General features: G+C 42.7%; 15 protein-coding genes. 3 read left to right on the forward strand and 12 right to left on the reverse strand.

Going from position 1 to position 21110, the window contains the following annotated elements; translation table 11 throughout:
- Window positions 1-233 precede the first annotated feature (233 nt).
- The 6 genes from FTV13_RS03130 to FTV13_RS03155 form a co-directional block, all read right to left on the reverse strand.
- On the reverse strand, window positions 234-1547 hold the full coding sequence (locus tag FTV13_RS03130) for a hypothetical protein (protein WP_179992557.1): 1314 nt from the start codon (window positions 1545-1547) through the stop codon (window positions 234-236).
- Between the two features lie 296 nt (window positions 1548-1843).
- Window positions 1844-2518, reverse strand: coding sequence for a 3-oxoacid CoA-transferase subunit B (locus FTV13_RS03135; RefSeq protein ID WP_179992558.1), 675 nt, complete (start codon window positions 2516-2518; stop codon window positions 1844-1846).
- On the reverse strand, window positions 2518-3186 hold the full coding sequence (locus FTV13_RS03140) for a 3-oxoacid CoA-transferase subunit A (RefSeq protein ID WP_179992559.1): 669 nt from the start codon (window positions 3184-3186) through the stop codon (window positions 2518-2520). The genes FTV13_RS03135 and FTV13_RS03140 overlap by 1 nt, the downstream gene beginning before the upstream one ends.
- Before the next feature lie 50 nt (window positions 3187-3236).
- Window positions 3237-4517 (reverse strand): MFS transporter, encoded by a 1281-nt coding sequence (locus FTV13_RS03145; RefSeq protein WP_004785691.1) that lies wholly within the window; start codon window positions 4515-4517, stop codon window positions 3237-3239.
- A 210-nt stretch (window positions 4518-4727) separates the two neighbouring features.
- Window positions 4728-5927, reverse strand: coding sequence for an acyl-CoA dehydrogenase (locus FTV13_RS03150; RefSeq protein WP_179992560.1), 1200 nt, complete (start codon window positions 5925-5927; stop codon window positions 4728-4730).
- A 32-nt stretch (window positions 5928-5959) separates the two neighbouring features.
- Entirely contained in the window at window positions 5960-7114 is a 1155-nt protein-coding gene (locus FTV13_RS03155; RefSeq protein ID WP_034171043.1) for an acyl-CoA dehydrogenase family protein, read from the reverse strand.
- Window positions 7115-7683: 569 nt separating this feature from the next.
- Between FTV13_RS03155 and FTV13_RS03160 the strand changes: the two genes are divergently transcribed.
- Window positions 7684-8520 (forward strand): IclR family transcriptional regulator, encoded by an 837-nt coding sequence (locus FTV13_RS03160; protein WP_004785687.1) that lies wholly within the window; start codon window positions 7684-7686, stop codon window positions 8518-8520.
- Between the two features lie 124 nt (window positions 8521-8644).
- Here FTV13_RS03160 and FTV13_RS03165 read toward each other — a convergent pair whose 3' ends face one another.
- The 5 genes from FTV13_RS03165 to betI form a co-directional block, all read right to left on the reverse strand.
- A complete protein-coding gene (locus tag FTV13_RS03165) occupies window positions 8645-10843 on the reverse strand; it encodes an OsmC domain/YcaO domain-containing protein (protein ID WP_179992561.1) in 2199 nt (732 codons plus the stop codon).
- A gap of 355 nt (window positions 10844-11198) precedes the next feature.
- Window positions 11199-11969 (reverse strand): hypothetical protein, encoded by a 771-nt coding sequence (locus FTV13_RS03170; RefSeq protein WP_179992562.1) that lies wholly within the window; start codon window positions 11967-11969, stop codon window positions 11199-11201.
- A 127-nt stretch (window positions 11970-12096) separates the two neighbouring features.
- Window positions 12097-13752, reverse strand: coding sequence for a choline dehydrogenase (gene betA / locus FTV13_RS03175; RefSeq protein ID WP_179992563.1), 1656 nt, complete (start codon window positions 13750-13752; stop codon window positions 12097-12099).
- Window positions 13753-13762: 10 nt separating this feature from the next.
- Window positions 13763-15238 carry a betaine-aldehyde dehydrogenase gene (gene betB / locus FTV13_RS03180; protein ID WP_179992564.1) on the reverse strand — a complete coding sequence of 492 codons (1476 nt, stop codon included), beginning with the start codon at window positions 15236-15238 and terminating at the stop codon, window positions 13763-13765.
- 21 nt (window positions 15239-15259) lie between these two features.
- Entirely contained in the window at window positions 15260-15838 is a 579-nt protein-coding gene (gene betI / locus FTV13_RS03185) for a transcriptional regulator BetI (protein WP_005235723.1), read from the reverse strand.
- Window positions 15839-16109: 271 nt separating this feature from the next.
- Between betI and FTV13_RS03190 the strand changes: the two genes are divergently transcribed.
- Window positions 16110-18146, forward strand: a complete 2037-nt coding sequence (locus tag FTV13_RS03190) for a choline transporter (RefSeq protein WP_179992565.1) — start codon at window positions 16110-16112, stop codon at window positions 18144-18146.
- A gap of 28 nt (window positions 18147-18174) precedes the next feature.
- Window positions 18175-18783, forward strand: coding sequence for a MarC family protein (locus FTV13_RS03195; protein WP_179992566.1), 609 nt, complete (start codon window positions 18175-18177; stop codon window positions 18781-18783).
- Window positions 18784-18847: 64 nt separating this feature from the next.
- On the opposite strand, the gene FTV13_RS03200 is transcribed toward FTV13_RS03195, so the two are convergent.
- Window positions 18848-21013, reverse strand: a complete 2166-nt coding sequence (locus tag FTV13_RS03200) for a TonB-dependent receptor domain-containing protein (protein WP_180010980.1) — start codon at window positions 21011-21013, stop codon at window positions 18848-18850.
- Between the last annotated feature and the right edge of the window lie 97 nt (window positions 21014-21110).

Here is a 21110-nt window from a genome sequence, read left to right on the forward strand (position 1 = left end):
CTCATGAAATACGGTATTCTGATGTGACAAAACCTGAATCCTGGTCGTTAAAGTGTTTGTTTGCACTCATATTTTAACTGTTAGGACTCAGGTTTTTTTATTTAAAGCAAACTATGGGACAGCAGTGACCATTAGGTCCCTCTTTTCTAGAATTCACGCGTATAACATTAAATTAATAAGGCAATACAACTCCTTCATCCACGTAGCAACGTAGCAGTTCTCTACATAAACTATTACTGTTCTCTACAAGTCGTATTCACCCCAATATTGATGCAGTTATAAGTAGCCTTCTGTCTATTGAGTGTTGGGAAACTTTGGACAGGCATGTTATTACTGAAATTTTTATACATTTCTGCCTGTTGATTATAGCTATTAGCAACTCCATTACTTACCTCGGTAATTGCATTAAATAAAGCAGTCCAGCCCTCTTGAGCCTTTTGTTGCTGTGCTAATCTCAATTGCTCTGCCTGTTGAGCTTGAAGTTGTTGGTTAGCTATATATTGTTGTACATCCGCTAATCGTTTTTGCTTTTGCTGATTTACAAATTCCTTTCCTTGCTCGATTTGATTTTTAAAGACTCCTAAGGATTTATAAGGAGAACAAATTGCAAAATAATTATCTTTTCCAACCTCTTTAATGTAGTTAGAAGAAGTACAAGTTAAATTGATATAAGTATTAACCTTTGTTTCAGCATCCAAAGTCTTTTTTAAATCGAAATCATTAGGATTACTAAATTTGTTATCGAGGTAGAAAATTTTATTTGTAACAAAATCCTGTAAATTCTGAGAAGGATTCACTAAAACTGGAGAATTCGAACTTAAATCAACAAAGTTTTTTCTACCATCATTAAATGATTCAAATGTATATAGTTTCTTCTTCTGCATTTGCACTACTAATTGCTGTTTTAGCAAAGGATCGGAAGTATAACTTTGTTCCGTTACATTCAATCCACCTACACTTGCATAGAATCTTCCTTGTGCGCCTGCATCATCGAAAGACATTTTTTCATACATTTCCTTATGATCGTAGTCATGAAAAATAATGCTTTTTTTAAACACATTGTTATTATCTAACATACCTTGGAAGAGTAGTCTATTTTTAGGTGAATTTTCCAAGTCACCTATTTGGAACATTTTATTAACTTTATCAAATTGATAAAAATATTGGGGTCGCTTTTCCCCCCCTTTATATTCTCCAATAGCTTCAACGTAGGTTTGTTTACCAATAGAAAACTCTCTTCCTAACCCTATTGCGTAACCATCTTTACACTCACCATCCCAATAAAACCTCACAGTAGGATCATTTTTTTTAAATAATGGAGATGCATATATTTTACACTTAGCCTTTTGAGTATCAGCCCAAGTTTCATTTTCTATTTGAGGTTGAGGAAGGCTAGCTTGAGATTTGTTCTGTGTATCTTCATCCAAGTATCTCTGAAATTCTGAAGGAGACATGGATTTATATGGTTGATTTCTTAAAGGAGCAGAAGAACTGCAACCATACAATGAAAAAAGAACAATAGCCCCGATAGAAATATTTCTAAGCATTTTTATAGTGTCCTATTCACTAAAAATAATAAAAAGTATACATAATGAAATTATAAAAATACTTTTTAGAAAGTATAAGTTTATACATTCCGTTATTCTTGATTTTTTTAAAAAAACTGGGTTTTTCCACCAATTTAATATCCATTTAACATAATGGCGATTATGCAAAATTTAGTTGTAAGCTAAAAATAGAAATGTCCGCTTTTAGAATACGCAACTAAGCGCATAAATATACAGCGTATAAAAAATCGCAGCCTAAGCTGCGATTTTTAACCATATTTAAATGATTTAGCTTATTATACGGATGCTTTTAACTGTGCAGCTGCACGGCCATCGAGCAACTTGCAACCTGTCTGTTGCTGAAGTTCCTCAAAACTCAAGCCATCGACCATTTCTAGCACCCAAGCCTGATTATCTTTGAGTTCAATAATACACAAATCGGTATAAATGCGGTCAACGCAGTTTTTACCGGTAATCGGATAAGTCAGCTCTTCCACAATCCGTGGTTCGCCATTTTTAGTGACATGTTCCATGCAAACATAGACACAACGAGCACCAACCGCCAGATCCATCGCCCCACCCACCGCTGGAACCGCATCCAGTGCACCGGTATGCCAGTTAGCGAGATCACCGTTCACAGCAACCTGAAAGGCGCCCATAATACAGAAATCTAAATGGCCGCCACGCATAATATCGAAGGAATCTGCAGAGTTCATAAAACTGCCGCCATCCAGCATGCTGACTAGTTCTTTACCGGCATTAATCAGATCATCATCAGCTTGATCAGGATCAGTTAAAGCGGTAAAACCCAGAACGCCATTTTCGGAATGCAGGATAATATCCTGTTCAGGCTTTAAATAACCGGCAACGCGTGTTGGTAAGCCAATGCCTAAATTCACATAAGAACCGGTCGGAATATCCTGTGCAACTTTTTCTACAATCTGTTCGCGTGTACGTTTTTGAATTGTCATTATTTGATATCTCCTACCTTCACCACATGCTGCACAAAAATACCCGGCGTTACGATAATCTCTGGATCAAGCTCGCCTAGCTCTACAATTTCATGCACTTGGGCAATTGTTGTTCTGGCTGCTTTTGCCATTAACGGGCCAAAGTTTCGGGCTGCTTTACGGTAGGTTAAATTGCCCCATTGATCAGCCTGATTGCCATAAACCAAGGCATAGTCTGCATGAATTGGATATTCCAGCACATAGTCCTTGCCATTGATATGGCGGGTTTCTTTGCCTTCAGCAATCTTGGTGCCGTAACCTGTAGGCGTAAAAATAGCGCCCAGACCTGCACCCGCTGCCTGGATACGGCAAGCCAAGTTGCCTTGTGGTACCAACTCTAGTTCAACCTTTCCAGCTTTATACAGCTCTTCAAACACCTTGGAGTTATTGGCACGAGGAAATGAACAGATCATTTTTTTCACCAGTCCTGACAATAACAGGTTGGTTAGACCACGGTCACCAGAAGCTGCATTATTATTAATAATAGTCAGATCTTTAGGACCAATATCAATCAAAGCTTCAATCAGTTCGATTGGCTGTCCTGCCAGACCGAAGCCACTGGTCATAATATGTGCACCATCTGGAATCTGCTTCAGTATGGTTTCGATATCCTGTGTGATTTTATTCATTTAATTGCTTCCTAGCATCTTCCTGTCTTTATAAATGTTTGATTAATCAATTAGTCAGCTTTTTGTGGGTCAAATAAACGGTTTTTAATGAAAATCGCCGGGATCAGGCCACAAATAAAATAAGCCACACTCATGATGAGTAGACCTGTACCAATTGAGCCACCTTGCGCAAAATAACCGATAGTTAAAGGTGCCAATACTGCGCCTAGACGGCCAATGTTATAAGCGCCACCTGTTGCTGTACCACGGACTTTAGTAGAGAAACTTTCAGTCATATAAGTCGCATTAATGCCATATGGAATACCGTAAAGGAATCCGAAAAACAGCATTAGCCATAAGATATTGTCCGGTGTGTTACCAAAGACAATGATAGGAATAAAGATTGCGGTGCCCATGGTACCGAAAGCAAATACAGCACGACGACCAATTTTATCCGCAATAATGCCCGCGATCACTTTGGTACACATCATGATCAGGAAGGTCCCAATCATATAGGTAGTCATTTCTTTAAATTTGATACCTAAGTCTGATTCCAGATAAGCTGGTAACCAGTTACTTACGCCGTAATAACCAAACTGTAAGAATGCGGTGCTGAACGACCAGAGGATGAACATGCGACGGCTTAAAGCATCGGCAAAAATCATTTTAAACGTATTCTTCGGTTTTTCCTGCACTACGCCGCTGGCTTTGGCTGCCAATCTTTCTTGACGTGCCTTTAACCAGGCTTGTGGTTCTGGTACCAGGAAGAACATGCCAATCGCAAGAACAATCGGAACAATGGCAATATAGTAAAGGTAACGCCAGCCTAGCTCTGGAAGCAGCCATCCTGCAAGTACAGTGGCAACGACTGAACCAAGTGTCCAACCTGTCATTAAGGCAGCAAGTACTGTAGAACGATATTTTGTTGGCACATATTCTGCCATTAGAGTATTACAGGCAATATAGAGGGCACCTAAGCCAATTGCTGAAAAGAATCGCAACCATTTGAATTCTTCATAGCTTTGAGTGAAGCCCAGCCAGAAGGTTAATGAAGAGAATAAAGCGATCGCAACAACAATCACCCGCACTCGTCCGAAGCGGTCACAAGCCCAGCCACCAAAAAAGCCACCAATGGCCATACCAGCAAGTGTCCAGCTACCGAGTGCACCTGCCTGAATACTACTTAAAGAAAATTCTTGTTTGAGGCTGGTTAGACTGTAGGCTAATAGTGCAAGATCTGCACCATCTACCAATAATGCTAAAAATGAAAAGATAAAAGCCAGAATCCAGACCTTTTTCTTAGGCATATTTTCTTCTGGTAGAAGGTTTTGTTGTGAATTAAGCGTATTCATAATGTCCTTTACACTTTGCTGGCACTCCTGTGCCCTTTAGAAGTTTATGTTTCACCTAATTAATTAAATGAAACATAGAATGTTTAATTGATCTTTAATTCTGAATCTGACTAGATTTTTAAAATCCATCCCAGAACTGGATTGGCTGACTTCAATAGAAGTCAGCCAAAACAAACTAGCCAGCAATGCTGGCTAGAGGTTGATCTGCATTTAGTTGGAGAATGCAGCAATTCCTGTTTGAGCACGACCTAGAATTAGGGCATGTACATCATGGGTACCTTCATAAGTGTTGACCACTTCCAGGTTCACCAGATGACGTGCCACACCGAATTCATCAGAAATGCCGTTACCGCCCATCATGTCTCGCGCTAAACGGGCAATATCTAAGGCTTTACCACAGTTATTACGCTTGATCAGTGAAGTACCTTCTACTGAAGCAATGCCTTCGTCTTTCATACGGCCAAAACGTAAAGCCACTTGCAGACCCAACGCAATTTCAGTTTGCATATCCGCCAGTTTTTTCTGGATCAGCTGATTCGCAGCCAATGGACGACCGAACTGTTTACGGTCCATGGTGTATTGATGCGCTGTATGCCAGCAGAATTCAGCTGCACCCATCGCACCCCAGGCAATGCCATAACGCGCACTGTTCAGACAGGTAAATGGACCTTTTAGACCACGAATTTCCGGGAACGCATTTTCTTCTGGTACAAATACATTATCCATCACGATTTCGCCGGTGATCGAAGCACGTAGGCCAACCTTACCGTGAATCGCTGGTGCAGAAAGCCCTTCCCAGCCTTTTTCTAGAATAAAGCCACGAATATCACCGACATTGCCTTCAGGAGACACTTCTTTTGCCCAAACCACAAAGACATCAGCAATCGGACTGTTGGTAATCCACATTTTCGCGCCCGTCAGACGGTAACCACCATCCACCTTTTTCGCACGGGTAATCATGCTGCCCGGATCAGAACCATGATCTGGTTCAGTCAGGCCGAAACAGCCGATAAATTCACCAGTCGCCAGCTTTGGCAAATATTTCTGTTTCTGCTCTTCAGAACCAAATTCATTGATTGGCACCATCACTAGCGAGCTTTGTACGCTGGCCATTGAACGATAACCCGAATCCACACGTTCTACTTCACGTGCAATCAGACCATAGCTGACATAGTTTAGACCTGCGCCACCGTATTGCTCAGGAATGGTTGGGCCCAGCAGACCCAGCTCACCCATTTCACGAAAAATCGTTGGGTCAGTTTTTTCATGACGGAACTGTTCTAGTACGCGTGGCATCAGCTTGTCTTGACAGTACGCATGTGCGCTGTCACGGATCATGCGCTCTTCTTCAGTCAGTTGCTGTTCCAGTAAGAATGGATCTTGCCAGTCAAATCTAATTCTTGTGCTCATTTTAATATTTCCAATATTCTAAAATTTGCTGCTTAAGCGGTTGCTTGTTTAATCATTTCACGTGCAATGATGATTTGCTGGATTTGAGTAGTACCTTCATACAGACGGAACAAACGCACATCACGATAGAAACGTTCAATTGAATATTCACTGATATAGCCCGCGCCACCATGAATTTGCAGACAGCGATCCGCTACACGGCCACACATTTCAGTGGCAAACATTTTCGCGCATGAAGATTCAGTGGTTACATTCTTGCCTTCGTCACGCAGACGAGCAGCATCTAGAACCATACATTTCGCCGCATAAATCTCAGCTTTAGAGTCTGCCAGCATGCCTTGGATGAGCTGGAAATTCGCAATCGGTTGACCGAACTGCTTACGTTCCACTGCATAATTTAAAGCATCTTCCAGCATACGCTCTGCCATACCTACGCTATAGCCAGCAATGTGCAGACGGCCTTTATCCAGGACACGCATTGCAGTTTTAAAGCCAATGCCTTCAACACCACCGATCAACTGATCTTTATGAACTTTACAGTTGTCAAAAATCACGTCACAAGTGTATGAACCGTGTTGACCCATTTTTTTATCAATTTTGCCCAGACTTAGGCCCGGTGTATTCGCTTCTACCAGGAATGCAGAAATGCCGCTTGCACCTTTGATATCAGGATTGGTACGCGCCATCACCGTAAATGTTGTTGCACGCGGTGCATTGGTAATAAAACGTTTGGTACCGTTTAAAATATAGTAATCGCCATCTTTAACCGCGCTGGTTTTTAAAGATGCTGCATCTGAACCTGAATCTGGCTCAGTTAAACAGAATGAACCAATGATTTCACCAGTCGCATAACGTGGCAGGTATTTCTGTTTTTGCTCTTCTGTACCGTCAATCACGATCCCGCTTGAACCGATCCCGTTATTGGTCCCGATCAAAGAACGGAATGCAGCCGATGTACGGCCTAATTCCATTGCGACCAGAATTTCCTCTTCCATGGTGATACCTAAACCGCCGTATTCCTCTGGAATAGTTAGGCCAAACAGACCCAATTCTTTCATCTGCTCGACAATACGCTCAGGAATCGCGTTGCTTTCTTCAACTTCATGTTCTAAAGGGACTAGTTCATTTTTGACAAAGTTACGAATAGTCGAAAGAAGTTGCTCAAGCATTTCCGGATCGCGAATCATAGGGATCTCCATGTTATTTAGTTCATCTGGGTAAATTCCTTTACCCTTTAATTTTAGTTTCGTAATACGAAATAAATAATCATAAAAATTCATTTTGAGCAAGAAAAATTATTAAAAATTTTATTTTTTAAGCAAAAAAGCAAATTTTTCTAGCTTTAATTAAAAATTATAGTTAGAATTTTATTTCACAATGCGAAATTTTTTAGATTGTTAGTAGATTTAGAAAAGAGTTAGATGATCTGAATCAGATCATAATTGATTCTATAAAAGCGCAGCTAGATAAGAATGTTTCAATTAAATCGTGCTGATGATTCTCGTTTTGATTGGCTCCATTTTCCTGAAATTTTATCTGGCGAACTTTAAATTTTCTAAAGATACTTAAAGATCATTACAGGTCTCAAAAACCTGTAAATTCTGCATGGTTTTTAGCTGAATAGCGCTAATTGACTTAAATACAGATAAAATGAGCACTTTTTTATTTATTTTTATCATTAATAGAAGTGTTTTATTTTGTATCGTGAAATTTAATTGCTATCATATTTATTAATTTACCTTTAATTGCTCTGACCATGACAAAAAATAAAACTGGCGAAATACCTAATTTTGATGAGATCCGTTTAGATCCGATTTCACATATTCATAGAGAAAATAACCCACAATTTATCGCGTCTATTGCACGTGGTTTAGAAATCCTCAGATGTTTTTCCGCAACGAATCAATTACTGGGCAACCAGGAAATTGCACAACTCACTAATCTGCCAAAACCGACTGTTGCCCGGATCACCAGCACGTTGGTTTCTTTAGGTTATCTAAAACAGTTACCGAATACGACCAAATACCTGTTGGACGTTGGTGTATTGGCTCTGGGTTATGCGGCGCTCAGCAATATTTCGGCACGTACACAGGCTTATCCATTTATGGAAGAAATGTCACGTTATGCGCAAGCGCCTGTCGCCATGGCAACACGTGATCGTCTGAGCATGATTTATTTGGAAGTCGTTCACACAGAGTCTACTTTGACCATGCGTCGTCCAGTTGGCTCTACCCTGCCTATTCATAGTAGTGCGATGGGCCGTGCCTGTCTGGCTGCGATGGAAGTTAAAGAACGTGAATATCTGTTTGATGCGATCAAGAAAAGAAATGAAGATCAATGGCCAACCATTAAGCGTAATTTAGAACGTGCTATTCGTGATTATCAGGATTATGGCTATTGCTTATCTCTCGGTGATTGGGCCAAAGATGTGAACTCTGTCGCAGTACCTTTAATTCACCCTAAACATGGTATTTTGACCTTTAACTGCGGCGCGCCAACTTACCTGCTCAATCAGGAAAAACTGGAAAATGAAATCGGTCCTCGTCTGATTCATATGGTTAATAACATTTCCCTGACTTTAAATAATATTTAAGCTGTTATTTAAGATTTAAATGGGCGGCAATGATCGCCCTTTATTTTTTCTTTTTTAAATTACTTCTAAAATTTTAGAGCAATAGAAAAATAGCCCATTCTAAGATGGGCTATTTTTTAAAGATTTAAAGACCAGCAAACTTGGCTCGCGCTGTATGCAGTTTCTTATAGCTATCAATTAAACGCAGATGACGATCCAGACCTTCAAGCTGCATATTGGTTTCAGCTAAACCGTAGAAACGTACTGTACCTTCTACTGAACCGAGGACTGCATCCATACGGGCATCGCCAAACATACGGCGGAAGTTGTGTTCATAGTCTTCCAATTCCATTTCATCATCCAGAATGACTTCAAGCACTACATTCATGCATTGATAGAACAGGCCACGTTCAACCGTGTTGGTATTGTATTGCAGGAACTGTTCGACCAAATCTTTAGCTTCTTCAAATTGTTGTAGAGCCAGATAGATCAGGAGTTTCAGTTCTAGAATGGTCAGCTGACCCCATTCGGTATTTTCGTCAAATTCAATCCCGATCAAGGTACGGATTTCGGTGTAATCATCTTCATCTGCTTCTTCCAGACGTTCAACCAGAGCTCCCAGCTGTTCATCATCCAGACGATGCAGGTTCAGGATATCTTCACGATATAAAAGCGCCTTATTAGTGTTATCCCAAACTAGATCTTCCACCAGATAAATTTCAGAATAACCCGGCACCAGAATACGACAAGCAGTTGCACCTAAATGCTGATAGACCGCCATATAAACCTCGTGGCCCATCTCTTCCAGAATGGTAAACAATTCCTGCGCTTCATCGGCATTTGAGTTTTGACCATTATTGGTGAAATCCCACTCGACAAAATCATAGTCAGATTTTGCGCTGAAGAAACGCCAAGATACGACACCACTTGAGTCAATAAAGTGCTCAACGAAGTTATTTGGCTCAGTGACTGCATTTGAACTGAAGGTTGGTTTTGGCAGATCATTCAGGCCTTCAAAACTACGGCCTTGTAACAGCTCAGTCAGACTACGCTCTAAAGCGACTTCAAGGTTAGGATGGGCACCAAATGAAGCAAATACACCACCCGTACGCGGGTTCATCAAGGTCACGCACATCACCGGGAACTGACCGCCTAAAGAAGCATCTTTGACCAGTACTGGAAAGCCTTGCTCTTCTAAGCCTTTAATGCCTTCAACAATCTTTGGATATTTTGCCAATACGTGTTCAGGGACATCTGGAAGTGCCAGCTCACCTTCCAGAATTTCGCGTTTAACCGCACGTTCAAAAATTTCAGACAGGCATTGTACTTGAGCTTCAGCCAAAGTATTGCCCGCACTCATACCATTACTGAGGTACAGATTTTCAATCAGATTCGATGGGAAATATACAGTTTCACCATCAGACTGACGTACAAATGGCAATGAACAGATACCGCGTGCTTTATTGCCCGAGTTGGTGTCATACAGATGAGTACCTAGTAACTCATCTTCAGGATCATAAATTTCACGGGTATGTTCATCTAAAACTTCTTCTGGCAATTCACCATTTGGACCTGGTTGGAACCATTTTTCATCCGGATAATGCACAAATTCTGCATTGGCAATATCTTCACCCCAGAACTGGTCGTTATAGAAGAAGTTACAGTTCAGACGCTCGATGAATTCACCCAGTGCAGATGCCAGCGCACTTTCCTTGGTTGAACCTTTACCATTGGTAAAGCACATCGGTGACTGAGCATCACGAATATGCAGTGACCAGACATTCGGTACAATGTTACGCCAAGACGCAATTTCAATTTTCATGCCGAGGCCTGCCAGAATCGCAGACATATTGGCAATAGTTTCTTCGAGTGGTAAGTCTTTACCCGGAATACAGGTTAGGCTGTCTGAAGCCAGATTTGGCATCAACAAAGCCTGCGCATCGGCATCAATGCTTTCAACTTCTTCTATGACAAATTCAGGACCGGTTTGAATGACTTTTTTGACGGTACAACGGTCGATCGAACGCAAAATCCCCTGACGGTCTTTTTCAGAGATATCAGCCGGTAGCTCGACCTGAATTTTAAAAATCTGTTTGTAGCGGTTTTCAGGATCGACGATATTGTTTTGGGACAGACGGATATTGTCGGTTGGAATGTCACGCGCTGCACAATAAACTTTAACAAAATAAGCTGCACACAACGCAGAAGATGCCAGAAAATAATCAAATGGGCCGGGTGCCGAACCATCACCTTTATAGCGGATCGGCTGATCGGCGATTACCGTGAAGTCATCGAACTTGGCTTCCTGACGAAGATTATCGAGATAATTGACCTTAATTTCCATGTGGATACCTAAATATTCTTATGTGCCACCACGGACAGATAAGATGCTAAATCTGAATATACAAGCCGAATCACGGAGGAGAATTTGACTCAAAAATAAAAATAACCCGGGTTAAACCTTCAACCAGTTAGTTTCAGGATAAGCTCGAGTAAGAATGGGCGCTATTATAGAATCATTTTATGAAATTGATAATGTTTGCTCGAATTTCCTGCAGATTTATCAAAATATCTGTTAATTAAATATTCAGGAAATCTGGCTTTAAGCCGGGAACAGGCTGTTTTTATTGATACTTGCTGTTCCCGACTGGATTTTATGGACTGCGAAATGCGTTTTTTAAATCAGATCAAGATCCAAATTAAAAATCATAGCCAATACCAAACACAGCGAGATCGCGCTGTTTATCACCAAAACGGTCGTAACCACCGAAGATATAATCACCAGACAAGGTCAACTTTGGCGCAACTTCATAACTCAATCCAGCAGTTGCATAACGGAAAGCATGCTGTTTGGTAGTGTTGCCCAGCTCATTACCTTCATATTTGCCTTCATCATTAAAATAACCACCCGCTGCACCGACATGCGCACCCAGCTTATCATTAATCTGATGGGTTAAATCCAAGGTATAAAAAGTATCACCCTGATTGGCATAGGCCACATCATATAAATAGGTCGATACACCCGCTGTAACACTGGTCTTGTCGTTTAGTGCACGACTTACATTCAGACCTAATTCATTTGAAGTCGTATGGCTGCCACCCGGATAATAATAGGTTGCATCCCAGAAATTCCAGTCGTAGTTTTCACTGCTATAGTTATAGCCCACGATAAAATCATGTTCGACTTTATCGCGACGATGTGACTTCTTGCCTTCCAGTTCCGGATAGGAATAACCTAAGGTTGAGCCCCAGTAACCGACATAAAAATTACCATAAGCCAGATTCAGCGCTGCCTGTAAAGCAACGTCATCATTTTCTGGTGCATTGGTCAGACCACGAGAGATGTATTTAGAAACTACACTGATGTTTCCACTGGTTTCAATTTTTTTTGCTTCCGCATCATCTGTAAAACAATAAACACTAGAAACAGCAGCACAGCCGAAAAGGACTGTTTGTTTGAAAATTCTCATAAAATATAAATTATATTAAGCAAAGAATGGATAACACTGAAACCAATTACAGCCCTATCCAGCTTTGGGTAAAAATAAATTCCGCTATATTCCTTGATGCAACAAGCAACAGGAATATAGCCATGACTTAAGCGCGTGGGGCCCGGTAGAAAGGCGCTGTAGAAGCAGGTAATGCCTGCTTGCCACGGATATGATCTGCAAGCTTTTCAGCCATCATGATCGTGGTTGCATTGAGGTTACCTGTAATAATGAGCGGCATAATTGAAGCATCGATGACACGCAGGCCTTGCATCTCATGCACACGCCCATAACCATCGACAACTGCCATATCATCCTCACCCATTTTACAGCTACAGGACGGATGATACGCTGTTTCTGCATGATTACGAACAAATTCATCAATTTCTGCATCAGTTTGCAGATTTTTGCCCGGGCTGATCTCTTCACCACGATATGGATCCAGGGCGGGCTGATGCATAATTTCACGGGTAATACGGATAGCATCACGGAATTCGCGCCAGTCCTGTTCAGTGCTCATATAGTTGAACAGAATGCTTGGATGTTCAAACGGATCTTTGGATTTCAGGCGAACCCGACCACGAGATGGTGAACGCATGGAACCGACATGAGCCTGGAAGCCGTGTTCATGAATAGCATTGGTCCCATTATAGTTAATCGCCACTGGCAGGAAGTGATACTGGATGTTTGGCCATTCGAACTCATCCGAAGAACGGATAAAGCCCCCGGCTTCAAACTGGTTGCTGGCACCAATGCCTTTGCCTAGGAATAACCATTCTGCGCCAATCATGGGCTGGTTATACCATTTCAATGCCGGATATAAGCTGACCGGTTTTTTGCACTTATATTGTAAGTACATTTCCAGATGGTCTTGCAGGTTTTCACCCACACCCGGCAGATCCTGAACCACGGGAATATCCAGACTTTTTAATAATTCAGCCGGACCTACACCAGAGCGTTGCAGGATTTGTGGAGATGCAATTGCACCTGCACATAGTAGAACTTCACGATCTGCAAAGACCTGAATCGGCTGTAAGGTATTTTGACCTTCAAAATATTCTACGCCAATCGCCTGATTACGGTTAAACAGAATTCGGTTGGTCATGGCATGGGTAATAATGGTGAGATTATCCCGGCCTTTGGCCATATCCAGATAACCACGTGCCGTACTGGAGCGACGACCTTGTGGTGTCACAGTACGATCCATTGGCCCGAAGCCTTCCTGTTGGTAGCCATTCAAGTCATCGGTACGTGGATAACCGGCTTGAACCCCAGCTTCGACCATGGCATGAAACAGCTCATTATTACCATTCTTAGGCGTTGCAACTGAAACCGGACCTGAATCGCCATGATAGTCATTGCCGCCAATATCGCGGGTTTCAGCTTTTTTATAATAGGGTAGACACTGCGCATAGTTCCAGTGTTCCAGACCTTTAAAGCTAGCCCACTGTTCCAGATCCATAGCATTACCACGGATATAGCACATGCCATTAATCAGTGAAGATCCGCCCAGACCTTTACCACGGCCGCATTCCATACGGCGATTGTTCATGTGGGGTTCTGGATCGGTCAGATAGGCCCAGTTATAACGGCGTCCTTGTAAAGGATAAGCTAAAGCAGCCGGCATCTGGGTTCTAAAATCCAGACGATAGTCCGGGCCACCTGCCTCAAGTAATAGCACCTTAGTATCTGGATCTTCAGTTAAACGCGCTGCCAGAACATTACCCGCAGAGCCCGCACCGATAATAATATAGTCGTAATTCATCAAATCCCCCTTATGCGCTAAATACAGACTGGAAAGGACTGAGTTCGACCTGAACCGATTTGGTCTGGGTGTAGTGCTGCAAAGTGACTAGACCATTTTCACGTCCGACACCGGAATGCTTATAGCCACCGACCGGCATTTCTGCAGGTGATTCACCCCAGGTATTAATCCAGCAGATACCTGCTTCTACCTGATGAATAATTCGGTGTGCACGGGCCAAGTCTGGTGTGACGACACCTGCGGCCAGACCATAATCGGTGTCATTGGCACGACGAATGGCTTCTTGCTCGGTGTCATAACTCAGGATACTCATGACAGGACCGAAGATTTCTTCACGCACAATGGTCATGTCATCGCGGCAGTCGGTAAATACGGTTGGCAGGACATAAGCCCCTTGGGCAAACTGTTCATCTTCGGCACGGCCGCCGCCACACAATAAGCGCGCCCCTTCTATCTTGCCTTTTTCGATATAGCCCAGCACTTTTTCCATATGCTCAAAGCTGGACACTGGGCCGAAATTGGTTTCAGGATCGAGAGGATCACCCATACGGATATGTTCAACACGCTGCAAAATCTTTTCTTCAAATGCTGCTTTCAATGCCAAAGGTACAAAAACACGAGTACCGTTGGTACAGACCTGACCAGAGCTATAGAAGTTGGCCATCATGGCAATATCAGCCGCTAGATCCAGATCGGCATCTTCACAGATAATCAGCGGAGACTTACCGCCCAGCTCCATAGTGACTTCTTTCAAACTAGAATTGGCAGCTTGCGCCATAACTTTTTTGCCGGTAGAAACGCCACCAGTGAATGACACTTTGGCAATATCGGGATGCGAAGTCAGATAACCCCCAATTTCACCACTACCAGTCACCACATTAAATACACCATGCGGTACACCGGCTTCAGTATAAATTTCTGCCAGTTTCAACGCAGTTAAAGGTGTGACTTCACTGGCTTTGAAAATCATGGCATTGCCTGCAGCGAGTGCCGGTGCAGATTTCCATAAAGCGATCTGAATTGGATAATTCCATGCGCCAATTCCAGCGACGACACCCAAAGGTTCACGGCGGGTATAGACAAAGGAACTGCTTCTCAGCGGGATTTGCTGGCCTTCAAGAACCGGTAGAATCCCCGCATAATATTCGAGTACATCTGCACCTGTCGTAATATCAACAGTCGATGTTTCACTAAAGGCTTTACCGCTGTCCAGGCTTTCTAATTTTGCCAGCTCATCATTACGTTCTCTTAAAATGGCGACTGCCTTATTCAAGATGCGCGAACGTTGAATCGCGGTCATTTCTGCCCAGACTTTTTGCCCTTGTTGTGCAGATTCAACCGCACGATCGATATCATTTTTTGAACAGACCTGCACTTCAGCCAGGACTTCGCCTGTTGCAGGGTTAATAGTTTGAAACGTGCTATTGGACGTTGCATCGACATATTGTCCATGGATATAAGGACGTTGCAGTTTGAATGTTGTCAATGGAATTCCCTCGCAGATTGTTTATTTGAGTTGTTGCCGGATATATTCACTACACAGTTCAATCGGCAGTTCTGGATCAATTTCGCCACTTACTAAAGCACCTCTTAGCCAGAATCCATCAATGAGTGCAGCCAGACCTTGTGCTGCCTTCTCAGCTTGATCCTTACTCAGCTTTTTCATGAATTCATATTTAAGATTGGAATGTAAGCGGTAATGGTTTATTTGCTGTAAACGATGTAAATCAGGCTGGTGCAGACTGCTGGCCCAAAAAGCCAACCACACCTTCATGGCCGCTTTATCCGTTTGTGGAGCAGTAAAATTGCCACGCACAATCGCCAGTAAGCGTTGTTCAGGGGCGTCATTCACCTGTGACTTGATTTCAGCAACAGATTTACCCAATTGCTGCAATAAGTAACGCATTGTGGCTTCAATTAACCCATTTTTACCTTGAAAATAATGACTTATGATGCCGGTTGAGACACCTGCCCTCTGAGCAATCTGACTAATTGAAGCTTCTGCAAAACCTAGCTCATTCACTGCAGCTAAGGTGGCATCGATCAGTTGCTGACGACGGATCGGTTGCATACCAACTTTTGGCATAGGACTAACCTGAATAACGGATGTAACAATAAAAAATCACTCTGCTAAAGCAAATAGCTGAATAATGTAACAATTCATAAACTCTTTTTTAATTGAACGTTCAATTAATAAAAATTATAGTGCCAGCTCACCCTTGATGTACAGCGCAGTTTGTTTTGGATTTGCAAAAGTTTGTAATTCACGAAAACAAGGAAGCTTTAGGGCCAGTTTTTGCTTTTAAATCACACTGCACTGTAGATCATCCGGCAACAAAAACGATGGTCAGAGATTTATGCAAAAGAAAAACGAAGAGGTGCAAGATAGTCTGAATAAGGTAGTCTTTTATTGTTCGGCGACGCTTATTCTGCTGTTTTCTATCATCACGATTTTATTTAATGAACAAGCCAATCTAGTCATTATTAATATTTTAAACTGGGTCAGTAGTACCTTTAGCTGGTATTACCTGCTGGCGGCAACGCTGTATCTGGTTTTTATTGTCTTTATCGCCTGCTCACGTTATGGCGAAATCAAGCTTGGTCCCAAACATTCTAAACCCGAATTCAGCCTGCTGAGCTGGTCGGCCATGCTGTTCTCAGCCGGGATCGGGATTGACTTGATGTTCTTCTCGGTCGCTGAACCCCTGTCGCACTATATGAGTCCACCAGTCGGTGAAGCTGAAACCTTTGAAGCCGCGCGTCAGTCCATGGTCTGGACCCTGTTTCACTATGGTCTGACTGGCTGGAGCATGTACGCGCTGATTGGGGTTGCGTTGGGATATTTCAGTTATCGCTATAATTTACCACTGACAATTCGCTCTGCGCTTTATCCTATATTTGGAAAAAGAATTAATGGCCCGATCGGCCATACGGTGGATACTGCTGCGGTACTCGGTACGATTTTCGGTATTGCCACAACCTGCGGTATTGGTGTGGTTCAGCTAAATTACGGTCTGCATGTCCTGTTTGGCTTGCCGGAAAATATCTGGATTCAAACTGCATTAATTGGTGTTGCAGTCATTATTACTATTATTTCCGTCACTGCGGGTGTCAATAAAGGTATTCGGGTTCTGTCTGAAATTAATATCTATGTATCAATCGGGTTGCTGCTCTTTATTCTCTTTATGGGAAATACCGAGTTTTTATTAGCGGCTCTAATTCAGAATTTTGGTGATTATCTCAGCCAGTTCCCGAAACTCTCTTTAAGCAGTTTTCCTTTTGAGCAGCCTAAAGAATGGATGAATAGCTGGACCCTGTTCTTCTGGGCATGGTGGATTGCTTGGTCGCCGTTTGTAGGTCTGTTCCTGGCACGTATTTCCCGTGGTCGTACTATTCGTGAATTTGTCACCGGGACTTTGGTTATTCCTCTGTTATTTACCCTCACTTGGTTGTCTATTTTCGGTAACAGTGCTTTATACAGCGTGATTTTTGATGGTAATACTCAGCTTGCGACAACTGTTTTAGAAAATCCGGCACATGGTTTTTATGACCTGCTGGCACAGTATCCAGGTTTCACATTTCTCGCAGGTGTCGCCACCATTACAGGTTTGCTGTTCTATGTGACTTCAGCGGATTCAGGGGCATTGGTATTGGGGAACTTCACCACTAAATTCACTAATATTGAGCATGATTCACCGCGCTGGCTCAGTGTGTTCTGGGCGATTGCGATTGGCCTGTTGACGCTAGCTATGCTAATGGCTAACGGTGTGACAGCATTGCAAAACACCACCATTATTATGGGCTTACCTTTTAGTTTCGTGATCTTCTTTGTCATGGCCGGTTTGTATAAATCCTTGCGGCTTGAGGATTTCCGTCAGGCCAGTACCAGTCTGAATGCTGCACCAGTCGTCGGTAATGTTGACATCTTTAACTGGAAGAAACGTCTGAGCCGGGTGATGTTGCATCCAAGCCTTTCACAGACTCGCGCCATGCTGGATGACGTCTGCAAGCCGGCCATTGAGGCAGTTGCGACTGAGTTAACCGATAAGGGTATTCAAGTGAATATTCAGGAAAAATCGCTTGAGGAAGAACCTGAACTGTATCATCTGGATCTCACCATTCAGCTGGATGAAGAAGAAAACTTTGTCTATCAAATCTGGCCAGTACGTTATGCCACACCGAACTTTAGTTCACGGGGTAAACGGACTAAACGCTATTACTATCGTCTGGAAAGTTACCTGTTTGAAGGATCTCAGGGCAATGATCTGGTCGGTTACAGCAAGGAACAAGTTATTAACGACATTCTGGATAAATATGAACGTCATATGATGTATCTGCACATCAACCGGATCAGTCCGGGTAAACGTCCACTTTTCCCGGATCGTGAAATCTAGGATCACTCAACTACGGAAGGATTGAATGATGTCAGCAAGTTTAAATGCCTTTGCCCTGTTTTTTTCGTTACTCAATCCATTTTTGATGAGTATCTATATGCTCGGAATTATTCGTAATTCCGAAGCAAAGGTCTTCAATATGGCATTGATTCAGGGCAGCCTGATCAGCTTTATTGTTTTCATCATTTTTGCGAAAACTGGCGAAGCCTTCTTCAATGAAGTGCTACATGCTCGCTTTGAATCCTTCCAGATTTTTGGTGGTCTGATTTTTCTGGTGATTGGTTATCGCTATGTCTTTGAAGGTGCGGATACCATTGGGGTGATGCGGGGTGCGCCGAATCATCTGGCGGGTACGATTGCCATGCCTTTTATGATCGGTCCCGGCACCATTTCAGCTTCAGTTATTACCGGTGTACAGCTCAGTTTAATGCAAACCATTCTGGTGATTTTCTTTACCCTGTTTCTGACCTGTAGCTTGCTAATTCTGATGAAATACCTGCATGATCATTTACAGCATAAATATTCCAACTACATTGACCTGTATGTCGATATTGTCGGTCGTGTTGCAGCACTGTTAATCGGAACCATCGCCATTGATATGATTGTGACAGGTGTCAGTGGAATTCTGGAAGGCTAGTTTTATATAAGCTGACAATAAAAAAAGCGGGCAAAAATGCCCGCTTTTTTATGAAGTGATGATTTTAAAATTTAAACGACACGCCTGCATAAGTCGAGAAGCCTTCACCCGGTGAAGATCGTGCTAGATCTGCACCTTTGTCGTCATAGCCTGGAATTAACACTGCTGCATATTTTTCATCGGTGATGTTCTTGAAGTTAACCCAGGCACTCCATGACTGATCTTCTGGCGCATATCCCAGATCAATACCCCAAATCTGATAGTCATCACTGAAGCGGCTATTGGCATAATCATGTGCCATCTTCGATGCATATTCTGTATTTAGACCCACATAAAGACCGTTATTCAAGGCATAACTGAGCTGTGCCTGATAAAGGTGTTTTGGAATTCCCGGTAACTGGTTTTTGCCAAATAAAGGATCGTTTTTATACTGGAAATCACTCAAGGTATAAGCCTGTCGTAGGCGAAGTTCACCCTGCTGTGATGCATACAATGGTGTATCCAGACTGAGTTCTACACCTTGATGAAGGGTGGGAGTTGCATTGGATTCTACAGCAATTGGTTCAGAAGGTCGTTCCGATCCATCCTCATAGGTTTTGATCAACTCTGAGGTTAATAACTCGTTTTTAACTTTGGAATAATAGTAGCTCAGTGCCCAATCACCCCAGGCTGACTGACCCCGGCCACCCAGTTCTAAAGTATTTGCAGTTTGCGTGTCCAGATAAATAGGTTCACGTACCCGCCCTGAAGCGACACCAGTGTCAAAATAGTATGGCGAAGACCATGCCATCGCCCATGGATGTGCCGGTTCAATACTACGGCTTAAATTGGCAAACCATTGTAGTGTTTCATTTGGCTGATAAGTCAGGCCAATACGCGGGGCGAAATTCCATTCATAGCGGCTAACTTCAGGACTAGCCACAGGATAAGTCACTTCACTCTCACGGTGGGTATAGGCTGCTGCCAATCCTAGATCAAGCTTAAACTGATCATTCAACTGAGTTTCCTGATCAAATTGCAGCACATTGTCTGAACCACGATAGGTATAACGGCGTGTTACGGTATCTGCCGGATAAAGCGTGCCATCAATTGTAGTATCGCGTCGAATTGTTTCGGTTACACCACTATTCGGACGGTGCGTGGTACTTCGAAAAGCAACTTTTCCTTGATGTTCAAGACCGAATAACTGATAAGGTTTCTCATACTGAACCCGCGCACTAATATCCTCATAATCGACATTGGTACGATAACTACTTTCACGTAGATCCAATGGATAATGGTGATAAGCCAGACTACCGGTCAGTTTGGCATCATCCTGCAAGTTCCAAGTGGTAGTATTTGCCAGCCAGGTACTGCCCGGTTGAATCCGCTTGGCATCTACAGCCAGATTAAAATCATTGGCTGCTTCAGGATTATTCTTGAGCTGTTCCTGGGTAATGCGCCCTGGCGTTAAATGTTTGCTTTCACGGTAACGGGCATAAAAGCGGGTCTCAATATCTGGACTGATCTGATAACCCAGATTAAAAGCTAGACCTTTACCATCACCTTCGGCATGATCCTGAATCCCATCAAACTGTGAACCCGTTACTGTCAGATAATAATCTAACTTATCGAGTTGTCGGCCAGTACTAAACTGGTATTTCTGATAGCCATGGCTACCCGTTTCATATTTTAATTCAGAGCCATTCTGCTCTGCACCAGTCTTACTTTTATAATTAACTGTTCCACCTAAGGATAATCCGCCCTGTTTTAAACCATTGGCACCACGGTACACCTCAACATGATCAATCCACCATGGTTCAAGCAGTTCATAAGCTGTACCACCCGGTCCGGTAAAGGGAATATCATCGATCATGACATAAGTTCCGGATGCATGTGCACCAGAAGTACGGTTAATGCCAGAACCACGGATAGAAATTTTGGCTCCTTCATTGCCCGGCGATTGGGCATAAATGCCGGGCTGGAGACGGAAGACGTCAGCAATGGTTCCCAGACGCTGATGTTCGAGCTGCTGATCTGAAATAAAATTGGTTCCTCCCGAAACGCTGGCAAGTTCGGCCGCAGTCTGTTGCTGGGAATTTGTATTTTGCTCAGTGGTCACCACAATAGTTTCCAGTTGCTGAACACTATCCTGTGCTAGCGTAGTTTCAGCATAAAGATGGCCTGAAAATGCCGACAGTATCATCAGGCTAAGCGGATTTTTCTTGAGAGGGATTTTTGTCATATTCATGGCGAATTTATACAATCCTGTATAAGTGATCCTGATCTGCTTTAGGACTTGGCTTAAAAATTTAAGCTGTAGCATAAATGAAGCATGCAAAATTAAG

Origin of the sequence: Acinetobacter sp. YH12235 (assembly GCF_013417705.1) — a bacterium.
GTDB lineage: Bacteria > Pseudomonadota > Gammaproteobacteria > Pseudomonadales > Moraxellaceae > Acinetobacter.

Coding starts and splice junctions, on each gene's coding strand:
- betI (WP_005235723.1), bottom strand. CDS start 15,838: ATGCCAAAAGTTGGTATGCAACCGATCCGTCGTCAGCAACTGATCGAT.
- FTV13_RS03165 (WP_179992561.1), bottom strand. CDS start 10,843: ATGGAAATTAAGGTCAATTATCTCGATAATCTTCGTCAGGAAGCCAAG.
- betA (WP_179992563.1), bottom strand. CDS start 13,752: ATGAATTACGACTATATTATTATCGGTGCGGGCTCTGCGGGTAATGTT.
- FTV13_RS03155 (WP_034171043.1), bottom strand. CDS start 7,114: ATGATTCGCGATCCGGAAATGCTTGAGCAACTTCTTTCGACTATTCGT.
- FTV13_RS03130 (WP_179992557.1), bottom strand. CDS start 1,547: ATGCTTAGAAATATTTCTATCGGGGCTATTGTTCTTTTTTCATTGTAT.
- FTV13_RS03135 (WP_179992558.1), bottom strand. CDS start 2,518: ATGACAATTCAAAAACGTACACGCGAACAGATTGTAGAAAAAGTTGCA.
- FTV13_RS03170 (WP_179992562.1), bottom strand. CDS start 11,969: ATGAGAATTTTCAAACAAACAGTCCTTTTCGGCTGTGCTGCTGTTTCT.
- FTV13_RS03190 (WP_179992565.1), top strand. CDS start 16,110: ATGCAAAAGAAAAACGAAGAGGTGCAAGATAGTCTGAATAAGGTAGTC.
- FTV13_RS03150 (WP_179992560.1), bottom strand. CDS start 5,927: ATGAGCACAAGAATTAGATTTGACTGGCAAGATCCATTCTTACTGGAA.
- FTV13_RS03145 (WP_004785691.1), bottom strand. CDS start 4,517: ATGAATACGCTTAATTCACAACAAAACCTTCTACCAGAAGAAAATATG.
- FTV13_RS03160 (WP_004785687.1), top strand. CDS start 7,684: ATGACAAAAAATAAAACTGGCGAAATACCTAATTTTGATGAGATCCGT.
- FTV13_RS03140 (WP_179992559.1), bottom strand. CDS start 3,186: ATGAATAAAATCACACAGGATATCGAAACCATACTGAAGCAGATTCCA.
- FTV13_RS03200 (WP_180010980.1), bottom strand. CDS start 21,013: ATGAATATGACAAAAATCCCTCTCAAGAAAAATCCGCTTAGCCTGATG.
- FTV13_RS03195 (WP_179992566.1), top strand. CDS start 18,175: ATGTCAGCAAGTTTAAATGCCTTTGCCCTGTTTTTTTCGTTACTCAAT.